This window comes from Lelliottia jeotgali, assembly GCF_016771845.1.
In the GTDB taxonomy this organism is placed as follows: domain Bacteria; phylum Pseudomonadota; class Gammaproteobacteria; order Enterobacterales; family Enterobacteriaceae; genus Enterobacter; species Enterobacter jeotgali.
Window position 1 is genome coordinate 1 of sequence record NZ_JAENMQ010000019.1, and the last position, 17,062, is coordinate 17,062.

Annotated in this window: 14 protein-coding genes; 9 read left to right on the forward strand and 5 right to left on the reverse strand. The window is 52.3% G+C overall.

The genetic code is table 11. The features are described from left to right. The 9 genes from JBO43_RS22335 to rpoC form a co-directional block, all read left to right on the forward strand. Positions 1 to 137 (forward strand): EF-Tu C-terminal domain-related protein (locus JBO43_RS22335; protein ID WP_456237261.1); only part of this gene is annotated, 137 nt, incomplete at its 5' end. Positions 138 to 366: 229 nt separating this feature from the next. Beyond that, on the forward strand, positions 367 to 750 hold the full coding sequence (gene secE / locus JBO43_RS22340) for a preprotein translocase subunit SecE (RefSeq protein WP_003862342.1): 384 nt from the start codon (positions 367 to 369) through the stop codon (positions 748 to 750). Position 751: 1 nt separating this feature from the next. Continuing rightward, positions 752 to 1,297, forward strand: coding sequence for a transcription termination/antitermination protein NusG (gene nusG / locus JBO43_RS22345; RefSeq protein WP_002438628.1), 546 nt, complete (start codon positions 752 to 754; stop codon positions 1,295 to 1,297). 155 nt (positions 1,298 to 1,452) lie between these two features. Continuing rightward, positions 1,453 to 1,881: a 50S ribosomal protein L11 gene (gene rplK, locus JBO43_RS22350; RefSeq protein WP_008460147.1), complete on the forward strand. Its 429-nt coding sequence runs from the start codon at positions 1,453 to 1,455 to the stop codon at positions 1,879 to 1,881. A 3-nt stretch (positions 1,882 to 1,884) separates the two neighbouring features. After that, the gene (gene rplA, locus JBO43_RS22355) at positions 1,885 to 2,589 is read left to right on the forward strand and encodes a 50S ribosomal protein L1 (protein WP_095280279.1); all 705 of its coding nucleotides are present in this window, start codon (positions 1,885 to 1,887) and stop codon (positions 2,587 to 2,589) included. A gap of 290 nt (positions 2,590 to 2,879) precedes the next feature. Further along, on the forward strand, positions 2,880 to 3,377 hold the full coding sequence (gene rplJ, locus JBO43_RS22360; RefSeq protein ID WP_007704673.1) for a 50S ribosomal protein L10: 498 nt from the start codon (positions 2,880 to 2,882) through the stop codon (positions 3,375 to 3,377). 66 nt (positions 3,378 to 3,443) lie between these two features. Further along, complete coding sequence (rplL, locus tag JBO43_RS22365) at positions 3,444 to 3,809, forward strand: 50S ribosomal protein L7/L12 (RefSeq protein WP_095280280.1); 366 nt, start codon at positions 3,444 to 3,446, stop codon at positions 3,807 to 3,809. 320 nt (positions 3,810 to 4,129) lie between these two features. Next, positions 4,130 to 8,158 (forward strand): DNA-directed RNA polymerase subunit beta, encoded by a 4,029-nt coding sequence (rpoB, locus tag JBO43_RS22370; protein WP_103948305.1) that lies wholly within the window; start codon positions 4,130 to 4,132, stop codon positions 8,156 to 8,158. Between the two features lie 77 nt (positions 8,159 to 8,235). After that, positions 8,236 to 12,459, forward strand: coding sequence for a DNA-directed RNA polymerase subunit beta' (gene rpoC / locus JBO43_RS22375; RefSeq protein ID WP_095280282.1), 4,224 nt, complete (start codon positions 8,236 to 8,238; stop codon positions 12,457 to 12,459). Between the two features lie 76 nt (positions 12,460 to 12,535). On the opposite strand, the gene JBO43_RS22380 is transcribed toward rpoC, so the two are convergent. The 5 genes from JBO43_RS22380 to thiG form a co-directional block, all read right to left on the reverse strand. Further along, complete coding sequence (locus tag JBO43_RS22380) at positions 12,536 to 12,853, reverse strand: PTS lactose/cellobiose transporter subunit IIA (protein WP_095280283.1); 318 nt, start codon at positions 12,851 to 12,853, stop codon at positions 12,536 to 12,538. Positions 12,854 to 12,856: 3 nt separating this feature from the next. Next, complete coding sequence (locus JBO43_RS22385; protein ID WP_103950377.1) at positions 12,857 to 13,162, reverse strand: PTS sugar transporter subunit IIB; 306 nt, start codon at positions 13,160 to 13,162, stop codon at positions 12,857 to 12,859. Positions 13,163 to 13,339: 177 nt separating this feature from the next. Beyond that, complete coding sequence (locus tag JBO43_RS22390; protein WP_202675131.1) at positions 13,340 to 14,884, reverse strand: sensor domain-containing diguanylate cyclase; 1,545 nt, start codon at positions 14,882 to 14,884, stop codon at positions 13,340 to 13,342. A gap of 283 nt (positions 14,885 to 15,167) precedes the next feature. Next, positions 15,168 to 16,295 carry a 2-iminoacetate synthase ThiH gene (thiH, locus tag JBO43_RS22395; protein ID WP_202675133.1) on the reverse strand — a complete coding sequence of 376 codons (1,128 nt, stop codon included), beginning with the start codon at positions 16,293 to 16,295 and terminating at the stop codon, positions 15,168 to 15,170. Further along, the gene (thiG, locus tag JBO43_RS22400; protein WP_095280287.1) at positions 16,292 to 17,062 is read right to left on the reverse strand and encodes a thiazole synthase; all 771 of its coding nucleotides are present in this window, start codon (positions 17,060 to 17,062) and stop codon (positions 16,292 to 16,294) included. The genes thiH and thiG overlap by 4 nt, the downstream gene beginning before the upstream one ends.

A 17,062-nucleotide genomic window follows, 5' to 3' on the forward strand; every position in this document is an offset into this window, starting at 1 on the left:
TGGTAATGCCGGGCGACAACATCAAAATGGTTGTTACCCTGATCCACCCAATCGCGATGGACGACGGTCTGCGTTTCGCAATCCGTGAAGGCGGCCGTACTGTAGGCGCGGGCGTTGTTGCTAAAGTTATCGCTTAATCGCTGATAACATTTGACGCAATGCGCAATAAAAGGGCATCATTTGATGCCCTTTTTGCACGCTTTCGAACCAGAACCTGGCTCATCAGTGATTTTTTTTGTCATAATCATTGCTGAGACAGGCTCTGTAGAGGGCGTTTAGTCCGGGAAACGATTTGTTTTTTCGGGTTGGATTGCCTCGCTAATGCGGGGTTAAATTATTTGTAGAATACTTCTGACAGGTTGGTTTATGAGTGCGAATACCGAAGCTCAAGGGAGCGGTCGCGGCCTGGAAGCGATGAAGTGGGTAGTTGTTGCCGTGTTGCTGATTGTGGCGATTGTTGGTAACTACCTTTATCGTGACATGATGCTGCCGTTGCGTGCGCTGGCCGTAGTAATTCTTATTGCTGCAGCGGGTGGTGTCGCGCTGTTGACGACAAAAGGTAAAGCGACCGTTGCTTTTGCCCGCGAAGCGCGAACCGAAGTTCGCAAGGTCATTTGGCCGACTCGCCAGGAAACATTGCACACTACGCTGATTGTTGCAGCGGTGACTGCTGTAATGTCACTGATCCTGTGGGGACTGGATGGTATTCTGGTTCGCCTGGTTTCCTTTATCACTGGCCTGAGGTTCTAAGATGTCTGAAGCCCCTAAAAAGCGCTGGTACGTCGTTCAGGCGTTCTCCGGTTTTGAAGGCCGCGTAGCCACTTCGCTGCGTGAGCATATCAAATTACACAATATGGAAGAGTTGTTTGGTGAAGTCATGGTGCCGACCGAAGAAGTGGTCGAGATCCGTGGTGGCCAGCGTCGCAAAAGCGAGCGCAAATTCTTCCCTGGTTACGTGCTGGTTCAAATGGTGATGAACGATGCAAGCTGGCACCTGGTGCGCAGCGTCCCGCGCGTAATGGGCTTTATCGGCGGCACATCCGATCGTCCGGCACCTATCAGCGACAAAGAAGTCGATGCGATTATGAACCGCCTGCAGCAGGTTGGTGATAAGCCGCGTCCGAAAACGCTGTTTGAACCGGGTGAAATGGTTCGTGTTAGCGACGGTCCGTTTGCTGACTTTAACGGCGTGGTTGAAGAAGTGGACTACGAGAAGTCCCGCCTGAAAGTTTCTGTTTCTATCTTCGGTCGTGCGACCCCGGTAGAACTGGACTTTGCCCAGGTAGAAAAAGCCTAAGCAGCCGATCAAAAAAGCGGCGATTTAATCGTTGCACAGGGCGCGAGATTGGAATACAATTTCGCGCCTTTTGTTTTTATGGGCACAGCCCATAAAACGATATTTATCACGGGGAGCCTCCTTGAGGCGCTATAACCCAATCAGAGGATTTAAGAATGGCTAAGAAAGTACAAGCCTACGTCAAGCTGCAGGTTGCAGCTGGTATGGCAAACCCAAGTCCACCAGTTGGTCCAGCTCTGGGTCAGCAAGGTGTTAACATCATGGAATTCTGTAAAGCGTTCAACGCAAAAACTGAATCCCTGGAAAAAGGTTTGCCAATTCCGGTTGTTATTACCGTATACGCTGACCGTTCATTCACTTTCGTTACCAAGACCCCGCCGGCAGCAGTTCTGCTGAAAAAAGCGGCTGGTATCAAGTCTGGTTCCGGTAAGCCGAACAAAGATAAAGTGGGTAAAGTTTCCCGCGCTCAGCTGCAGGAAATCGCGCAGACCAAAGCTGCCGACATGACTGGTTCCGACATTGAAGCGATGACTCGCTCCATTGAAGGTACTGCACGTTCCATGGGCCTGGTAGTGGAGGATTAAGAAATGGCTAAACTGACCAAGCGCATGTCCGTAATTCGTGACAAAGTTGATGCGACCAAACAATACGACATCGTTGAAGCAATCGCTCTGCTGAAAGAACTGGCTACCGCTAAGTTCGTTGAAAGCGTTGACGTTGCTGTAAACCTCGGTATCGATGCTCGTAAATCTGATCAGAACGTTCGTGGCGCAACTGTACTGCCACACGGTACTGGCCGTTCCGTACGCGTAGCTGTATTTGCTCAGGGTGCAAACGCTGAAGCTGCTAAAGCTGCTGGCGCTGAACTGGTAGGTATGGAAGATCTGGCTGATCAGATCAAAAAAGGCGAAATGAACTTTGACGTTGTTATTGCTTCCCCGGATGCAATGCGCGTTGTTGGCCAGCTGGGCCAGGTTCTGGGTCCACGTGGCCTGATGCCAAACCCTAAAGTTGGTACTGTAACTCCTAACGTTGCTGAAGCGGTTAAGAACGCTAAAGCGGGTCAGGTTCGTTATCGTAACGACAAAAACGGCATCATCCACACTACCATCGGTAAAGTGGACTTTGACGCTGACAAATTGAAAGAAAACCTGGAATCTCTGCTGGTTGCGCTGAAAAAAGCAAAACCAACTCAGGCGAAAGGCGTGTACATCAAGAAAATTAGCCTGTCCACCACTATGGGTGCAGGTGTTGCAGTTGATCAGGCTGGCCTGAACGCTGCTACAAACTAATACCTTTACGTGGACGGTGGATTTGTCTACAATCTTACCCCCACGTTTGCTAACAAAAGTTAGCAGGTAAAAGATTTGTTCGTTGGAGCCTGGCCTATTCCAGGCCTCCGTCGAAGACCGCAGGTGTCTCGAAAGAGGCTTAATGCCCTGCGTAGACGGTGACAGAACGCTAAGATTATTTCTGATACTCTGGCTTGTTTCTGCTCACCGTATTAAGACGCTCTACCCGTTGGGAAGAGTGAAGTGAGTTCCGGGACATGAGTCCCGGCAAACATCCAGGAGCAAAGCTAATGGCTTTAAATCTTCAAGACAAACAAGCGATTGTTGCTGAAGTCAGCGAAGTAGCCAAAGGCGCGCTGTCTGCAGTAGTTGCGGATTCCCGTGGCGTTACTGTAGACAAAATGACTGAACTGCGTAAAGCAGGTCGCGAAGCCGGCGTATACATGCGTGTTGTTCGTAACACCCTGCTGCGCCGTGTTGTTGAAGGTACTCAGTTCGAGTGCCTGAAAGACGCGTTCGTTGGTCCGACCCTGATTGCATATTCTATGGAACACCCGGGCGCAGCTGCTCGTCTGTTCAAAGATTTCGCGAAAGCGAATGCAAAATTTGAGGTCAAAGCCGCAGCCTTTGAAGGTGAGTTGATCCCGGCATCGCAAATCGATCGCCTGGCTACACTGCCGACCTACGAAGAAGCAATTGCACGCCTGATGGCAACCATGAAAGAAGCTTCGGCTGGCAAACTGGTTCGCACTCTGGCTGCTGTTCGCGATGCAAAAGAAGCTGCTTAATAGCCGTTTTCTTTATCAAGCATTCGCTTACGTATAAACTTATTCTGATTTTCAGGAACAATTTAAATGTCTATCACTAAAGATCAAATCATTGAAGCAGTTGCAGCTATGTCCGTAATGGACGTTGTAGAACTGATTTCTGCAATGGAAGAAAAATTCGGTGTTTCCGCTGCTGCTGCTGTAGCTGTAGCTGCTGGCCCGGCTGAAGCTGCTGAAGAAAAAACTGAATTCGACGTAATTCTGAAAGCTGCTGGCGCTAACAAAGTTGCTGTAATCAAAGCAGTACGTAGCGCAACTGGCCTGGGTCTGAAAGAAGCTAAAGACCTGGTAGAATCTGCTCCAGCCGCTCTGAAAGAAGGCGTGAGCAAAGATGACGCAGAAGCACTGAAAAAATCTCTGGAAGAAGCTGGCGCTGAAGTTGAAGTTAAATAAGCCAACCTTTCCGGTTGCAGCCTGAGAAATTAGGCTGATGGCTGGTGACTTTTTAGTCACCAGCCTTTTTGCGCTGTAAGGCGCCAGTAGCATTTCACACTGTTTGACTGCTGGCTGTCCTGACAATGCTTGTTTCTATCGACGCCTTAATATACTGCGACAGGGTGCTCGCTCTGTGTAAATCGCAACGAAATGGTTTAAGCGTGATAGCAACAGGTATTGCGGAAAGTATTCAATTTTCCGATCAACAAAACGGTGTTGCACAAACTGTCCCTTCGTCGGGCAGATGGGTCGACTTGTCAGCGAGCTGAGGAACCCTAATGGTTTACTCCTATACCGAGAAAAAACGTATTCGTAAGGATTTTGGTAAACGTCCACAAGTTTTGGATATACCTTATCTCCTTTCTATCCAGCTTGACTCGTTCCAGAAGTTTATCGAGCAAGATCCTGAAGGGCAGTATGGTCTGGAAGCAGCCTTCCGTTCCGTATTCCCAATCAAAAGCTATAGCGGTAATTCTGAGCTGCAGTATGTCAGCTACCGCCTTGGCGAACCGGTATTTGACGTTCAGGAATGTCAGATCCGTGGTGTGACCTATTCCGCACCGCTGCGCGTTAAACTGCGTCTGGTTGTCTATGAGCGCGAGGCGCCAGAAGGCACCGTTAAAGACATTAAAGAACAAGAAGTCTACATGGGTGAAATTCCACTCATGACGGACAACGGTACTTTTGTTATCAACGGCACAGAGCGTGTTATCGTTTCCCAGCTGCATCGTAGCCCGGGCGTCTTCTTCGACAGCGATAAAGGTAAAACACACTCTTCCGGTAAAGTACTGTATAACGCGCGTATCATTCCTTACCGTGGTTCATGGCTGGACTTCGAGTTCGATCCTAAAGACAACCTGTTTGTCCGTATCGACCGTCGTCGTAAGCTGCCAGCGACCATCATTCTGCGTGCGTTGCAATACACCACTGAGCAGATTCTTGATCTGTTCTTTGAGAAAGTGATCTTTGAGATCCGCGACAACAAGCTGCAAATGGAGCTGCTGCCGGAACGTCTGCGTGGCGAAACCGCGTCGTTCGACATCGAATCCGACGGCAAAGTGTATGTGGAAAAAGGTCGCCGTATCACTGCGCGCCATATCCGCCAGCTGGAAAAAGATGAAATCAAACACATCGAAGTTCCGGTTGAATACATTGCGGGTAAAGTTGCTGCTAAAGATTACGTTGATGCCTCTACTGGCGAGCTGATCTGCCCGGCTAACATGGAGCTGAGCCTGGATCTGCTGGCTAAGCTGAGCCAGTCTGGCCACAAGCGCATCGAAACGCTGTTCACCAACGATCTGGATCACGGTCCGTACATCTCTGAGACTGTACGCGTCGACCCAACGACCGATCGTCTGAGCGCACTGGTAGAAATCTACCGCATGATGCGCCCTGGTGAGCCACCAACTCGTGAAGCGGCTGAAAGCCTGTTTGAGAACCTGTTCTTCTCCGAAGACCGCTATGATCTGTCCGCGGTTGGTCGTATGAAGTTCAACCGTTCTCTGCTGCGTGACGCGATCGAAGGTTCCGGTATCCTGAGCAAAGAAGACATCATCGAAGTGATGAAAAAGCTCATTGATATCCGTAACGGCAAAGGCGAAGTGGATGATATCGACCACCTCGGCAACCGTCGTATCCGTTCCGTAGGCGAAATGGCGGAAAACCAATTCCGCGTTGGCCTGGTACGTGTTGAGCGTGCGGTGAAAGAGCGTCTGTCTCTGGGCGATCTGGATACCCTGATGCCTCAGGATATGATCAACGCCAAGCCAATTTCTGCCGCAGTGAAAGAGTTCTTTGGTTCCAGCCAGCTGTCTCAGTTCATGGACCAGAACAACCCACTGTCTGAGATTACGCATAAACGTCGTATCTCTGCACTCGGCCCAGGCGGTCTGACCCGTGAACGTGCAGGCTTTGAAGTTCGAGACGTACACCCGACTCACTACGGTCGCGTATGTCCAATCGAAACGCCTGAAGGTCCAAACATCGGTCTGATCAACTCCCTGTCCGTGTACGCACAGACTAACGAATACGGCTTCCTCGAGACTCCGTACCGTAAAGTGACTGACGGTGTTGTAACCGACGAAATTCATTACCTGTCTGCTATCGAAGAAGGTAACTACGTCATCGCTCAGGCGAACACCAACCTGGACGAAGAAGGTCGTTTCGTAGACGATCTGGTTACCTGCCGTAGCAAAGGCGAATCCAGCTTGTTCAGCAATGATCAAGTGGACTACATGGACGTTTCCACTCAGCAGATCGTTTCTGTTGGTGCGTCCCTGATTCCATTCCTGGAACACGATGACGCCAACCGTGCATTGATGGGTGCGAACATGCAACGTCAGGCGGTTCCGACTCTGCGCGCTGATAAGCCGCTGGTTGGTACCGGTATGGAACGTGCTGTTGCCGTTGACTCCGGTGTAACCGCAGTTGCTAAACGTGGCGGTACTGTTCAGTACGTTGATGCTTCCCGTATCGTTATCAAAGTTAACGAAGACGAGATGTATCCGGGCGAAGCAGGTATCGACATCTATAACCTGACGAAGTACACCCGTTCTAACCAGAACACCTGCATCAACCAGATGCCATGTGTGTCCCTGGGTGAGCCGGTTGAGCGCGGCGACGTGCTGGCAGATGGTCCGTCTACCGATCTCGGTGAACTGGCACTCGGTCAGAACATGCGCGTAGCGTTCATGCCGTGGAACGGTTACAACTTCGAAGACTCCATCCTCGTCTCCGAGCGTGTGGTTCAGGAAGATCGTTTCACCACGATTCACATTCAGGAACTGGCATGTGTGTCCCGTGACACCAAGCTGGGGCCAGAAGAGATCACCGCTGACATCCCGAACGTGGGTGAAGCTGCGCTCTCCAAGCTGGATGAATCCGGTATCGTTTACATCGGTGCAGAAGTGACCGGTGGTGACATTCTGGTTGGTAAGGTAACGCCGAAAGGTGAAACCCAGCTGACGCCAGAAGAGAAACTGCTGCGTGCGATCTTCGGTGAGAAAGCGTCTGACGTTAAAGACTCTTCTCTGCGCGTACCAAACGGTGTTTCCGGTACAGTTATCGACGTTCAGGTCTTTACTCGCGATGGCGTAGAAAAAGACAAACGTGCGCTGGAAATCGAAGAGATGCAGCTGAAGCAGGCGAAGAAAGACCTGTCTGAAGAATTGCAAATCCTTGAAGCTGGCCTGTTTAGTCGTATCTACGCGGCGCTGGTCTCCGGTGGTGTTGAAGCTGAGAAGCTCGACAAATTGCCGCGCGATCGCTGGCTGGAACTCGGCCTGACCGACGAAGAGAAACAAAATCAGCTGGAACAACTGGCTGAGCAGTACGACGAACTGAAACACGAGTTCGAGAAAAAACTCGAAGCGAAACGCCGCAAAATCACTCAGGGCGACGATCTGGCACCAGGCGTGCTGAAGATTGTTAAGGTGTATCTGGCTGTTAAACGTCAGATCCAGCCTGGTGATAAAATGGCAGGTCGTCACGGTAACAAAGGTGTTATCTCCAAGATCAACCCGATCGAGGATATGCCTCACGATGCTAACGGCACGCCGGTAGATATCGTGTTGAACCCACTGGGCGTACCGTCTCGTATGAACATCGGTCAGATCCTCGAAACTCACCTGGGTATGGCTGCGAAAGGTATCGGCGAGAAAATCAACGCCATGCTGAAGCAGCAGGAAGAAGTCGCCAAACTGCGCGAATTCATCCAGCGTGCGTACGATCTGGGTACTGATGTTCGCCAGAAAGTTGACCTGAACACCTTCAGCGATGACGAAGTTCTGCGTCTGGCTGAGAACCTGAAAAAAGGTATGCCGATCGCAACACCGGTATTCGATGGTGCGAAAGAGTCTGAAATCAAAGAACTGTTACAGCTGGGTGGCCTGCCGACTTCCGGTCAGATCACTCTGTTCGACGGACGTACCGGTGAGCAATTCGAGCGCCAGGTTACCGTTGGCTATATGTACATGCTGAAACTGAACCACTTGGTTGATGACAAGATGCATGCGCGTTCTACCGGATCTTACAGCCTGGTTACTCAGCAGCCGCTGGGTGGTAAGGCACAGTTCGGTGGTCAGCGCTTCGGTGAGATGGAAGTGTGGGCGCTTGAAGCATATGGCGCAGCATACACCCTGCAGGAAATGCTTACCGTTAAGTCTGATGACGTGAACGGCCGTACGAAGATGTATAAAAACATCGTCGATGGCAACCATCAGATGGAACCGGGTATGCCGGAATCCTTCAACGTACTGTTGAAAGAGATCCGTTCCCTGGGTATCAACATCGAGCTGGAAGACGAGTAACTCTCGCTCAAACAGGTCACTGGTGCCGGATTAATAACCCGGCACCAGATTGTGCTAACTCCGACGGGAGCAAATCCGTGAAAGACTTATTAAAGTTTCTGAAAGCGCAAACTAAAACCGAAGAGTTTGATGCGATCAAAATTGCTCTGGCATCGCCAGACATGATCCGTTCATGGTCTTTCGGTGAAGTTAAGAAGCCGGAAACCATCAACTACCGTACGTTCAAACCTGAGCGTGACGGCCTTTTCTGTGCGCGTATTTTCGGGCCAGTAAAAGATTACGAGTGCCTGTGCGGTAAGTACAAGCGCCTGAAACACCGTGGTGTGATCTGTGAGAAGTGCGGCGTTGAAGTGACCCAGACCAAAGTGCGCCGTGAGCGCATGGGCCACATCGAGCTGGCGTCTCCGACTGCTCACATCTGGTTCCTGAAATCTCTGCCGTCCCGTATCGGCCTGCTGCTGGATATGCCGCTGCGCGATATCGAACGTGTTCTGTACTTCGAATCTTATGTGGTTATCGAAGGCGGGATGACGAATCTGGAACGTAACCAGATTCTGACCGAAGAACAGTATCTGGACGCGCTGGAAGAGTTCGGTGACGAATTCGACGCGAAAATGGGTGCGGAAGCTATTCAGGCCCTGCTGAAAAGCATGGATCTGGAGCAAGAGTGCGAGCAGCTGCGTGAAGAGCTGAACGAAACCAACTCCGAAACCAAGCGTAAAAAGCTGACCAAGCGTATCAAACTGCTGGAAGCGTTCGTTCAGTCTGGTAACAAACCAGAGTGGATGATCCTGACCGTTCTGCCGGTTCTGCCGCCAGATCTGCGTCCGTTGGTTCCGCTGGATGGTGGTCGTTTCGCAACGTCCGACCTGAACGATCTGTATCGTCGCGTGATCAACCGTAACAACCGTCTGAAACGACTGTTGGATCTGGCTGCGCCTGACATCATCGTACGTAACGAAAAACGTATGCTGCAGGAAGCGGTTGATGCCCTGCTGGATAACGGTCGTCGCGGTCGTGCGATCACCGGTTCTAACAAACGTCCTCTGAAATCTTTGGCCGATATGATCAAAGGTAAACAGGGTCGTTTCCGTCAGAACCTGCTCGGTAAGCGTGTTGACTACTCCGGTCGTTCTGTTATCACCGTAGGTCCATACCTGCGTCTGCATCAGTGCGGTCTGCCGAAGAAAATGGCACTGGAACTGTTCAAACCGTTCATCTACGGCAAGCTGGAACTGCGTGGCCTGGCCACCACCATCAAAGCCGCTAAGAAAATGGTTGAGCGCGAAGAAGCTGTCGTTTGGGATATCCTGGACGAAGTGATCCGCGAACACCCGGTACTGCTGAACCGTGCACCAACCCTGCACCGTTTGGGTATCCAGGCGTTTGAACCGGTTCTGATCGAAGGTAAAGCAATCCAGCTGCACCCGCTGGTTTGTGCGGCATACAACGCCGACTTCGATGGTGACCAGATGGCTGTTCACGTACCGCTGACGCTGGAAGCCCAGCTCGAAGCGCGTGCGCTGATGATGTCTACTAACAACATCCTGTCACCTGCGAACGGCGAGCCAATCATCGTTCCTTCTCAGGACGTTGTATTGGGTCTGTACTACATGACCCGTGACTGTGTTAACGCCAAAGGCGAAGGCATGGTGCTGACTGGCCCTAAAGAAGCTGAGCGTATTTATCGCGCTGGCCTGGCCTCTCTGCATGCGCGCGTTAAAGTGCGTATCACTGAATACGAAAAAGATGCTAACGGCGAATTCGTTGCGAAAACCAGCATTATCGACACTACCGTAGGTCGTGCGATTCTGTGGATGATCGTGCCGAAAGGTCTGCCTTACTCCATCGTCAACCAGGCGCTGGGTAAGAAAGCTATCTCCAAAATGCTGAACACTTGTTACCGTATTTTGGGTCTGAAACCGACCGTTATCTTCGCTGACCAGACGATGTACACCGGCTTTGCTTATGCAGCGCGTTCAGGTGCATCTGTTGGTATCGATGACATGGTGATCCCACAGAAGAAATACGAGATCATCAGTGAAGCTGAAGCTGAAGTCGCCGAAATCCAGGAGCAGTTCCAGTCTGGTCTGGTTACCGCGGGCGAACGCTACAACAAAGTTATCGATATTTGGGCTGCGGCGAACGATCGCGTTTCCAAAGCGATGATGGATAACCTGCAAACTGAAACCGTCATTAACCGTGAAGGTAAAGAAGAGCAGCAGGTTTCCTTCAACAGCATCTACATGATGGCCGACTCCGGTGCGCGTGGTTCCGCAGCACAGATTCGTCAGCTGGCAGGTATGCGTGGTCTGATGGCGAAACCAGATGGTTCCATCATCGAGACGCCAATCACTGCGAACTTCCGTGAAGGTCTGAACGTACTCCAGTACTTCATCTCCACGCACGGTGCTCGTAAAGGTCTGGCGGATACCGCACTGAAAACAGCAAACTCCGGTTATCTGACGCGTCGTCTGGTTGACGTTGCGCAGGATCTGGTTGTGACTGAAGACGATTGTGGCACTCTCGAAGGTATCACCATGACCCCGGTTATCGAGGGTGGTGATGTTAAAGAGCCACTGCGCGATCGCGTTCTGGGTCGTGTGACTGCTGAAGACATTCTGAAGCCAGGTACCGCAGACATTCTGGTTCCACGCAACACTCTGCTGCACGAGCAGTGGTGTGACATGCTGGAAGAGAACTCTGTTGACTCCGTGAAGGTGCGCTCCGTCGTATCTTGTGACACCGACTTTGGTGTTTGTGCGCACTGCTATGGTCGTGACCTGGCGCGTGGCCACATCATCAACAAAGGCGAAGCAATCGGCGTTATCGCGGCACAGTCAATCGGTGAGCCGGGTACACAGCTGACGATGCGTACGTTCCACATCGGTGGTGCGGCATCTCGTGCGGCTGCTGAATCCAGCATTCAGGTGAAAAACAAGGGTAGCATCAAGCTGTCTAACGCCAAGTCGGTTGTTAACTCCGCTGGCAAGCTGGTTGTGACCTCTCGTAACACCGAGCTGAAGCTGATCGACGAATTCGGTCGTACCAAAGAAAGCTACAAAGTGCCTTACGGTGCTGTGATGGCGAAAGGCGATGGCGAACAGGTTGCTGGCGGCGAAACCGTAGCAAACTGGGACCCACACACCATGCCGGTTATCACCGAAGTGGCTGGTTTCATTCGCTTCACGGATATGGTCGATGGCCAGACGATTACTCGTCAGACCGACGAACTGACCGGTCTCTCCTCCCTCGTGGTTCTGGATTCTGCAGAACGTACCGCGGGTGGTAAAGATCTGCGTCCGGCACTGAAAATCGTTGATGCCAACGGCAATGATGTTCTGATCCCAGGTACCGATATGCCTGCTCAGTACTTCCTGCCAGGTAAAGCGATCGTTCAGTTGGAAGATGGCATCCAGATCAGTGCAGGTGACGCCCTGGCGCGTATTCCTCAGGAATCCAGCGGTACCAAGGACATCACCGGTGGTCTGCCGCGCGTTGCTGACCTGTTCGAAGCACGTCGTCCGAAAGAGCCTGCGATCCTTGCAGAAATCACCGGCATCATTTCCTTCGGTAAAGAAACTAAAGGTAAACGTCGTCTGGTAATTACTCCACTGGATGGCAGCGAGCCGTACGAAGAGATGATTCCTAAATGGCGTCAGCTCAACGTGTTCGAAGGCGAACGTGTAGAACGTGGTGACGTGGTTTCCGATGGTCCAGAAGCGCCGCACGACATTCTGCGTCTTCGTGGTGTTCACGCGGTAACGCGTTATATCACCAACGAAGTACAGGACGTTTACCGTCTGCAAGGCGTTAAGATTAACGATAAACACATCGAAGTTATCGTTCGTCAGATGCTGCGTAAAGCAACCATCGATAGCGCTGGCAGCTCGGACTTCCTGGAAGGCGAGCAGGTTGAATACTCTCGCGTCAAGATTGCTAACCGCGATCTGGAAGCGAATGGCAAAGTGGGCGTGCTGTATTCCCGCGATCTGCTGGGTATCACCAAAGCGTCTCTGGCAACCGAGTCCTTCATCTCCGCTGCATCCTTCCAGGAGACCACGCGTGTCCTGACTGAAGCTGCTGTTGCGGGCAAACGTGATGAACTGCGCGGTCTGAAAGAGAACGTCATCGTGGGTCGTCTGATCCCGGCTGGTACCGGTTATGCTTACCACCAGGATCGTATGCGTCGTCGTGCTGCGGGCGAACTGCCAGCTGCACCTCAGGTGACTGCGGAAGATGCTTCTGCAAGCCTGGCAGAACTGCTGAACGCAGGTCTGGGCGGCTCTGACAACGATTAATCGTGCGTTGAGCTAATAAAAAACCCGCTTTTCGAAGCGGGTTTTTTTATGCCTGAAAAACGGGGCAGAGCGAAGATCAGTTCAGCAGCGGTAATCGACGATAAAGTTCGATCATATCGCCCGCCAGATCCTGAATAACCATCGCGTTCATCAGGTGGTCCTGTGAATGGACGGTAATCAGATTCACTGGAAGTTTACCAGTGCCTTCATCAAGACCAATAAGCTGTGTCTGGATGGTGTGTGCGTGTTTCACATAGTCACGCGACTCTTCCATGGCTTTCTCGGCGCCGTCAAAATCGCCTTTGCGAGCCAGTTGTAGCGCAGTCAGTGCAGCACTGCGCGCTGCGCCCGCATTTACCAGCAACTCCATGATGGTCGTTTCTAAATCTTCCATGTCTTACTCCAGCAGTTTGAGGGCTTTTTCGAGAACGACATCGCCTTTCATCATGCCGTAATCCATCATGTCGATCACCGCGACTTTTTTGCCCAGTGGTTCGGCCTGAGCCTGAAGTTTTGCCAGTTCGTATTTAACCTGTGGCCCCAGTAATACGATGTCGGCGGCAGCAATATTGTCTTTAAATTCAGCAACCGGAACGGCTTTAATGGTTACTTCGACGCCTTTTTTGTCTGCGGCGTCTTTCATGCGTTGAACCAGCATGCTGGTGGACATACCCGCCGCACAGCATAAAACGATGTTCTTCATAGTCAGCCTCGATGTACATGTGTTTCTTGATAATTATCCCGTGCAGGGCGCTTCAACAACCGCTTTACCACGATTGTGTGTGAGGCATCACAAAGAAATCTGCTTTTTCTGAAACCGGTTACAATTTTTACCGACGAAGGGATGCGCCCGCCAAAAGCGGGCTTCTGGAAAGAGGCGTTATGCGTGGGTGGATGTCAGAAGAATACGGTTTTTTCCCTGCTGTTTGGCTTTGTAAAGCGCCTCATCCACGCTGCCAATTAACTGTTCCAGCGGCTCGAAATGCCACTCACCCACCCCGGCGCTAAAGGTGACGTGCAACGCCTCTTCCCGCCAGGTGCGCTCTGCTACCTGTAGACGCCATTTCTCAAGCAGGCCAAAGGCGGTTTCGAGATGCTCAGCCGGGAAGACGACGGCAAACTCCTCACCGCCATAGCGATAGACGGAAATATGCTGGGGCTGCATCACCTGAATTCCTTCTCTGGCGACGTTACGCAGCACAATGTCGCCACTCAGATGACCCCAGGTGTCATTAATTGATTTGAAATTATCAATGTCCACCAGTGCCAGCGCAAAGTGCTGATGCTCTTGCATCAGAGCCGCGATATCGTTGTCGAAGGCGCGACGATTTTTACAACCGGTGAGGGCATCAACGGTTGCCTGGCGTACATAATCCCGCTCGCGCTCTTTGTTCGTCAGAATGGTTTTACTGAGCGTTGATTCCAGGCGCGGTGCGCTATTCACTTCGCCGGTTTTAATGGCATGGATGATGTTCATCAGCACCGTACGCGACGCGTGACGCAGATAAAGACCAAATAAAATAATCACGATGGCGGCGAGGGCAAATCCCCAGCTAACGATATTTGTTTCGTGCCGGGTGATGTCTTTTAATGTGGAATCGGCCACGCGATAAATCACGAACCAATCTGGATTCGTAAACGAATAGTAGTAATACCAGAACCCGGTTTTGCCATCGAAGACATGGCCTTCGCCGCTGGTCATTCGGCTCATGACATCTTCACTCACGTATTGTTTGAAGAGTGCGCCAGTATCAGGATGGAGAACCACTTTTCCGTCGCGATCCACCACAAAAAACTCGCCCTGAACCGGGGCCACCATCTGACGCAGCGTATAGCCCATAACGGTCAGGTCGAGATGGAAAGCCAGTGTTCCCTTGAGTTTCCCTTCAGGTGAAATGACAGGTTTAAAGATCGTCACCGTCGGCTGATGGAGAAAATAATCCATGTAGGGAGAGGTATAGTGGCTGAAAATGCTCGCTTCCGCCTGACGGATAAACCAGGGCCGGGTGCGGACATCTACGGCTTCGCTGCCGTCGGCAGGAAGCACGTCAGGCGCCCGCAAATAATGCCCTTGTGAATCTGCCAGCGAGACTGAGGAGACGGTCGGCATCAGATTTTGCAATTGCATCAGCACCTGCACGCCTTTTTCTGGATCGACGTTCACCGTTTCATCGAGCTTATCGTTACGCGAAAAGTACGTCGCGGCACGCCCAAGAATATAGTCGTTTTCGCGCAGGATAGACTCTGTATAGTTCACCGCCAGGTTATGGGTAAAGTTGCGGTTAATATTATGATAATCCTCTACAAAATCTTTCCTCTGCGTCAGCGTAATAAACACTGCGATCAGAATAAATCCGATGAGAATCCCTGAGAAACTGACCAGGATCGGCGTGGTAAATGAAAGCTTCTTGCTGTGAAGAGACATGTGTTTTCAGAAACCCAGAAGATAAAAAGCGTGAAAATTCAGAAAGGACGCTGGTTAATTATACTTCTCAGATTTCAGGGCAAGATGATTTATCTTAAGAGCCGAGCGGAATCGCCCTGCTTTGTTGAAGGCAGGGCGAAACGAGGAAGAAGCTTTTCGCCCTGGTCAGCATCCATTGCTGACTGTATCAGGTTAAAAAATCGGGCGCGGTTCTGCTATCGCCAGATTACGATGCTCCGAGTCTTCTCGGGATCTTTCGCGGTCGTTACATTCCGTTTCAGCGTCACTGCGAGGCGCGTCCCAGCCAGCTGTCCCAGTCTTTCCACACCGGCTGTAATCCCTGCGTGCTCAGCGCCTGGGCAACCTCTTCAGGCCGACGGCCATCGTGTGGGGCGAACTGCTCCAGCTCGGGATTGTTGTCCGCATAACCGCCTGGCTGGGTTTTTGAAAACGCACTGACGTTATTGATGGCTAAAGGAATGACCCGATCGCGAAACTCCGGTGACTCCCGGGTGGATAATGACAACTCCACTTCCGGTGCCAGCAGACGAAACGCGCAAATAGTTTGCACCAGCTGGCGTTCATCCATGATCGACGCCGGTTCGATGCCGCCTGTGCAGGGCCGTAAGCGTGGGAATGAGATTGAGTACCGGCTCTGCCAGTAGTGCTGCTGCAGCCACAGCAGATGCTCCGCCACCATAAAGCAATCCACGCGCCAGCTGTCAGACAGCCCAATCAGTGCGCCAAGGCCGATTTTGTCGATCCCCGCCCGTCCCAGCCGGTCCGGTGTTTCCAGGCGGAAGAAAAAATCCTGCTTTTTGCCCTTCAGGTGGTGTCGAGCGTACATGGCTTCGTGATAGGTCTCCTGATAGACCATTACGCCGTCCAGACCGAGGGTTTTCAGCTCGGCGTACTCGTCTTCGGAAAGAGGCTGAACTTCCATCTGCAATGAGGAAAATCGGCGGCGGATCGCGGGCAGATGCTGGCGAAAATAATCCATTCCCACTTTTCCCTGGTGCTCACCAGTGACCAGCAGAAGATGTTCAAAGCCCATCTCTCTGATGGCGGCACATTCACGGGCAATCTCGTTCTCGTCGAGGGTTTTACGCTTGATGCGGTTACTCATGGAAAAGCCGCAGTAGGTGCAATCATTGGCGCAAAGATTGGAGAGATAAAGTGGCACGTAAAAGCTCACCGTGTTGCCAAAGCGCTGACGAGTGAGCCGCTGCGCGCGCTGCGCCATCGGCTCAAGATACGCGCTAGCAGCAGGAGAGAGCAGGGCCATCATGTCCTCGCGGGTCACATGCCGCGCATTCAGGGCGCGCTCGACGTCTGCGGCGGTTTTGCTGTTGATCCTCAGACGAATGTCGTCCCAGTTCAACTCGCGCCATCGGTCGATAAAGGTGCTCATGAGTACGCCTCCAGAAAACCGGTCAGCGGGCTAGTGGCCTGCGCCTGAAAACTGCGCGAACCTGGCCCGGACTGACGCGCCAGCACGCCTGCGTCTACTGCAAGGCGAAATGCGCGCGCCATCATCACCGGATCGTCGGCTACCGCAATTGCCGTGTTGACGAGTACGGCGTCGGCCCCCATTTCCAGCGCCTGCGCCGCGTGGCTTGGTACACCGATACCCGCATCCACGACCACAGGAACGGTGGCCTGCTCGATGATGATCTCCAGCATCGCGCGGGTCTCCAGCCCCTGATTGGAGCCAATCGGTGCGCCAAGCGGCATCACCGCCGCGCAACCGGCTTCCTCAAGACGCTTGCAGAGTACGGGGTCCGCGCCGCAGTAAGGCAGAACGGTAAACCCCTGTTTAACCAGCAACTCGGCGGCTTTCAGCGTTTCGATGGGATCGGGCAGCAGCCAGCGCGCGTCCGGGTGGATTTCCAGTTTCAGCCAGCTTGTACCCAGCGCTTCACGTGCCAGCTGGGCGGCAAACACTGCTTCTTCTGCGGTTTTCGCGCCGGAGGTGTTGGGCAGCAGCGTCACGCCTGCGGCCAGCAGTGGGGCCAGAATCGCATCGCTATGATTGCGCAGGTCCACGCGCTTCATCGCCAGCGTGACCAGTTGGCTGCCGCTCTCGCGAATGGCATCGACCATCAGCTGCGGCGACGCGAATTTTCCGGTGCCGGTGAACAGATGTGAATCAAAGGTTTTATCGGCAATACGTAACAT

Bases quoted from the DNA above. Each gene is read 5' to 3' on its own strand.
- secE (WP_003862342.1), top strand. From the start codon at position 367: ATGAGTGCGAATACCGAAGCTCAAGGGAGCGGTCGCGGCCTGGAAGCG.
- nusG (WP_002438628.1), top strand. From the start codon at position 752: ATGTCTGAAGCCCCTAAAAAGCGCTGGTACGTCGTTCAGGCGTTCTCC.
- rplK (WP_008460147.1), top strand. From the start codon at position 1,453: ATGGCTAAGAAAGTACAAGCCTACGTCAAGCTGCAGGTTGCAGCTGGT.
- rplA (WP_095280279.1), top strand. From the start codon at position 1,885: ATGGCTAAACTGACCAAGCGCATGTCCGTAATTCGTGACAAAGTTGAT.
- rplJ (WP_007704673.1), top strand. From the start codon at position 2,880: ATGGCTTTAAATCTTCAAGACAAACAAGCGATTGTTGCTGAAGTCAGC.
- rplL (WP_095280280.1), top strand. From the start codon at position 3,444: ATGTCTATCACTAAAGATCAAATCATTGAAGCAGTTGCAGCTATGTCC.
- rpoB (WP_103948305.1), top strand. From the start codon at position 4,130: ATGGTTTACTCCTATACCGAGAAAAAACGTATTCGTAAGGATTTTGGT.
- JBO43_RS22380 (WP_095280283.1), bottom strand. From the start codon at position 12,853: ATGGAAGATTTAGAAACGACCATCATGGAGTTGCTGGTAAATGCGGGC.
- JBO43_RS22385 (WP_103950377.1), bottom strand. From the start codon at position 13,162: ATGAAGAACATCGTTTTATGCTGTGCGGCGGGTATGTCCACCAGCATG.
- JBO43_RS22390 (WP_202675131.1), bottom strand. From the start codon at position 14,884: ATGTCTCTTCACAGCAAGAAGCTTTCATTTACCACGCCGATCCTGGTC.
- thiH (WP_202675133.1), bottom strand. From the start codon at position 16,295: ATGAGCACCTTTATCGACCGATGGCGCGAGTTGAACTGGGACGACATT.
- thiG (WP_095280287.1), bottom strand. From the start codon at position 17,062: ATGTTACGTATTGCCGATAAAACCTTTGATTCACATCTGTTCACCGGC.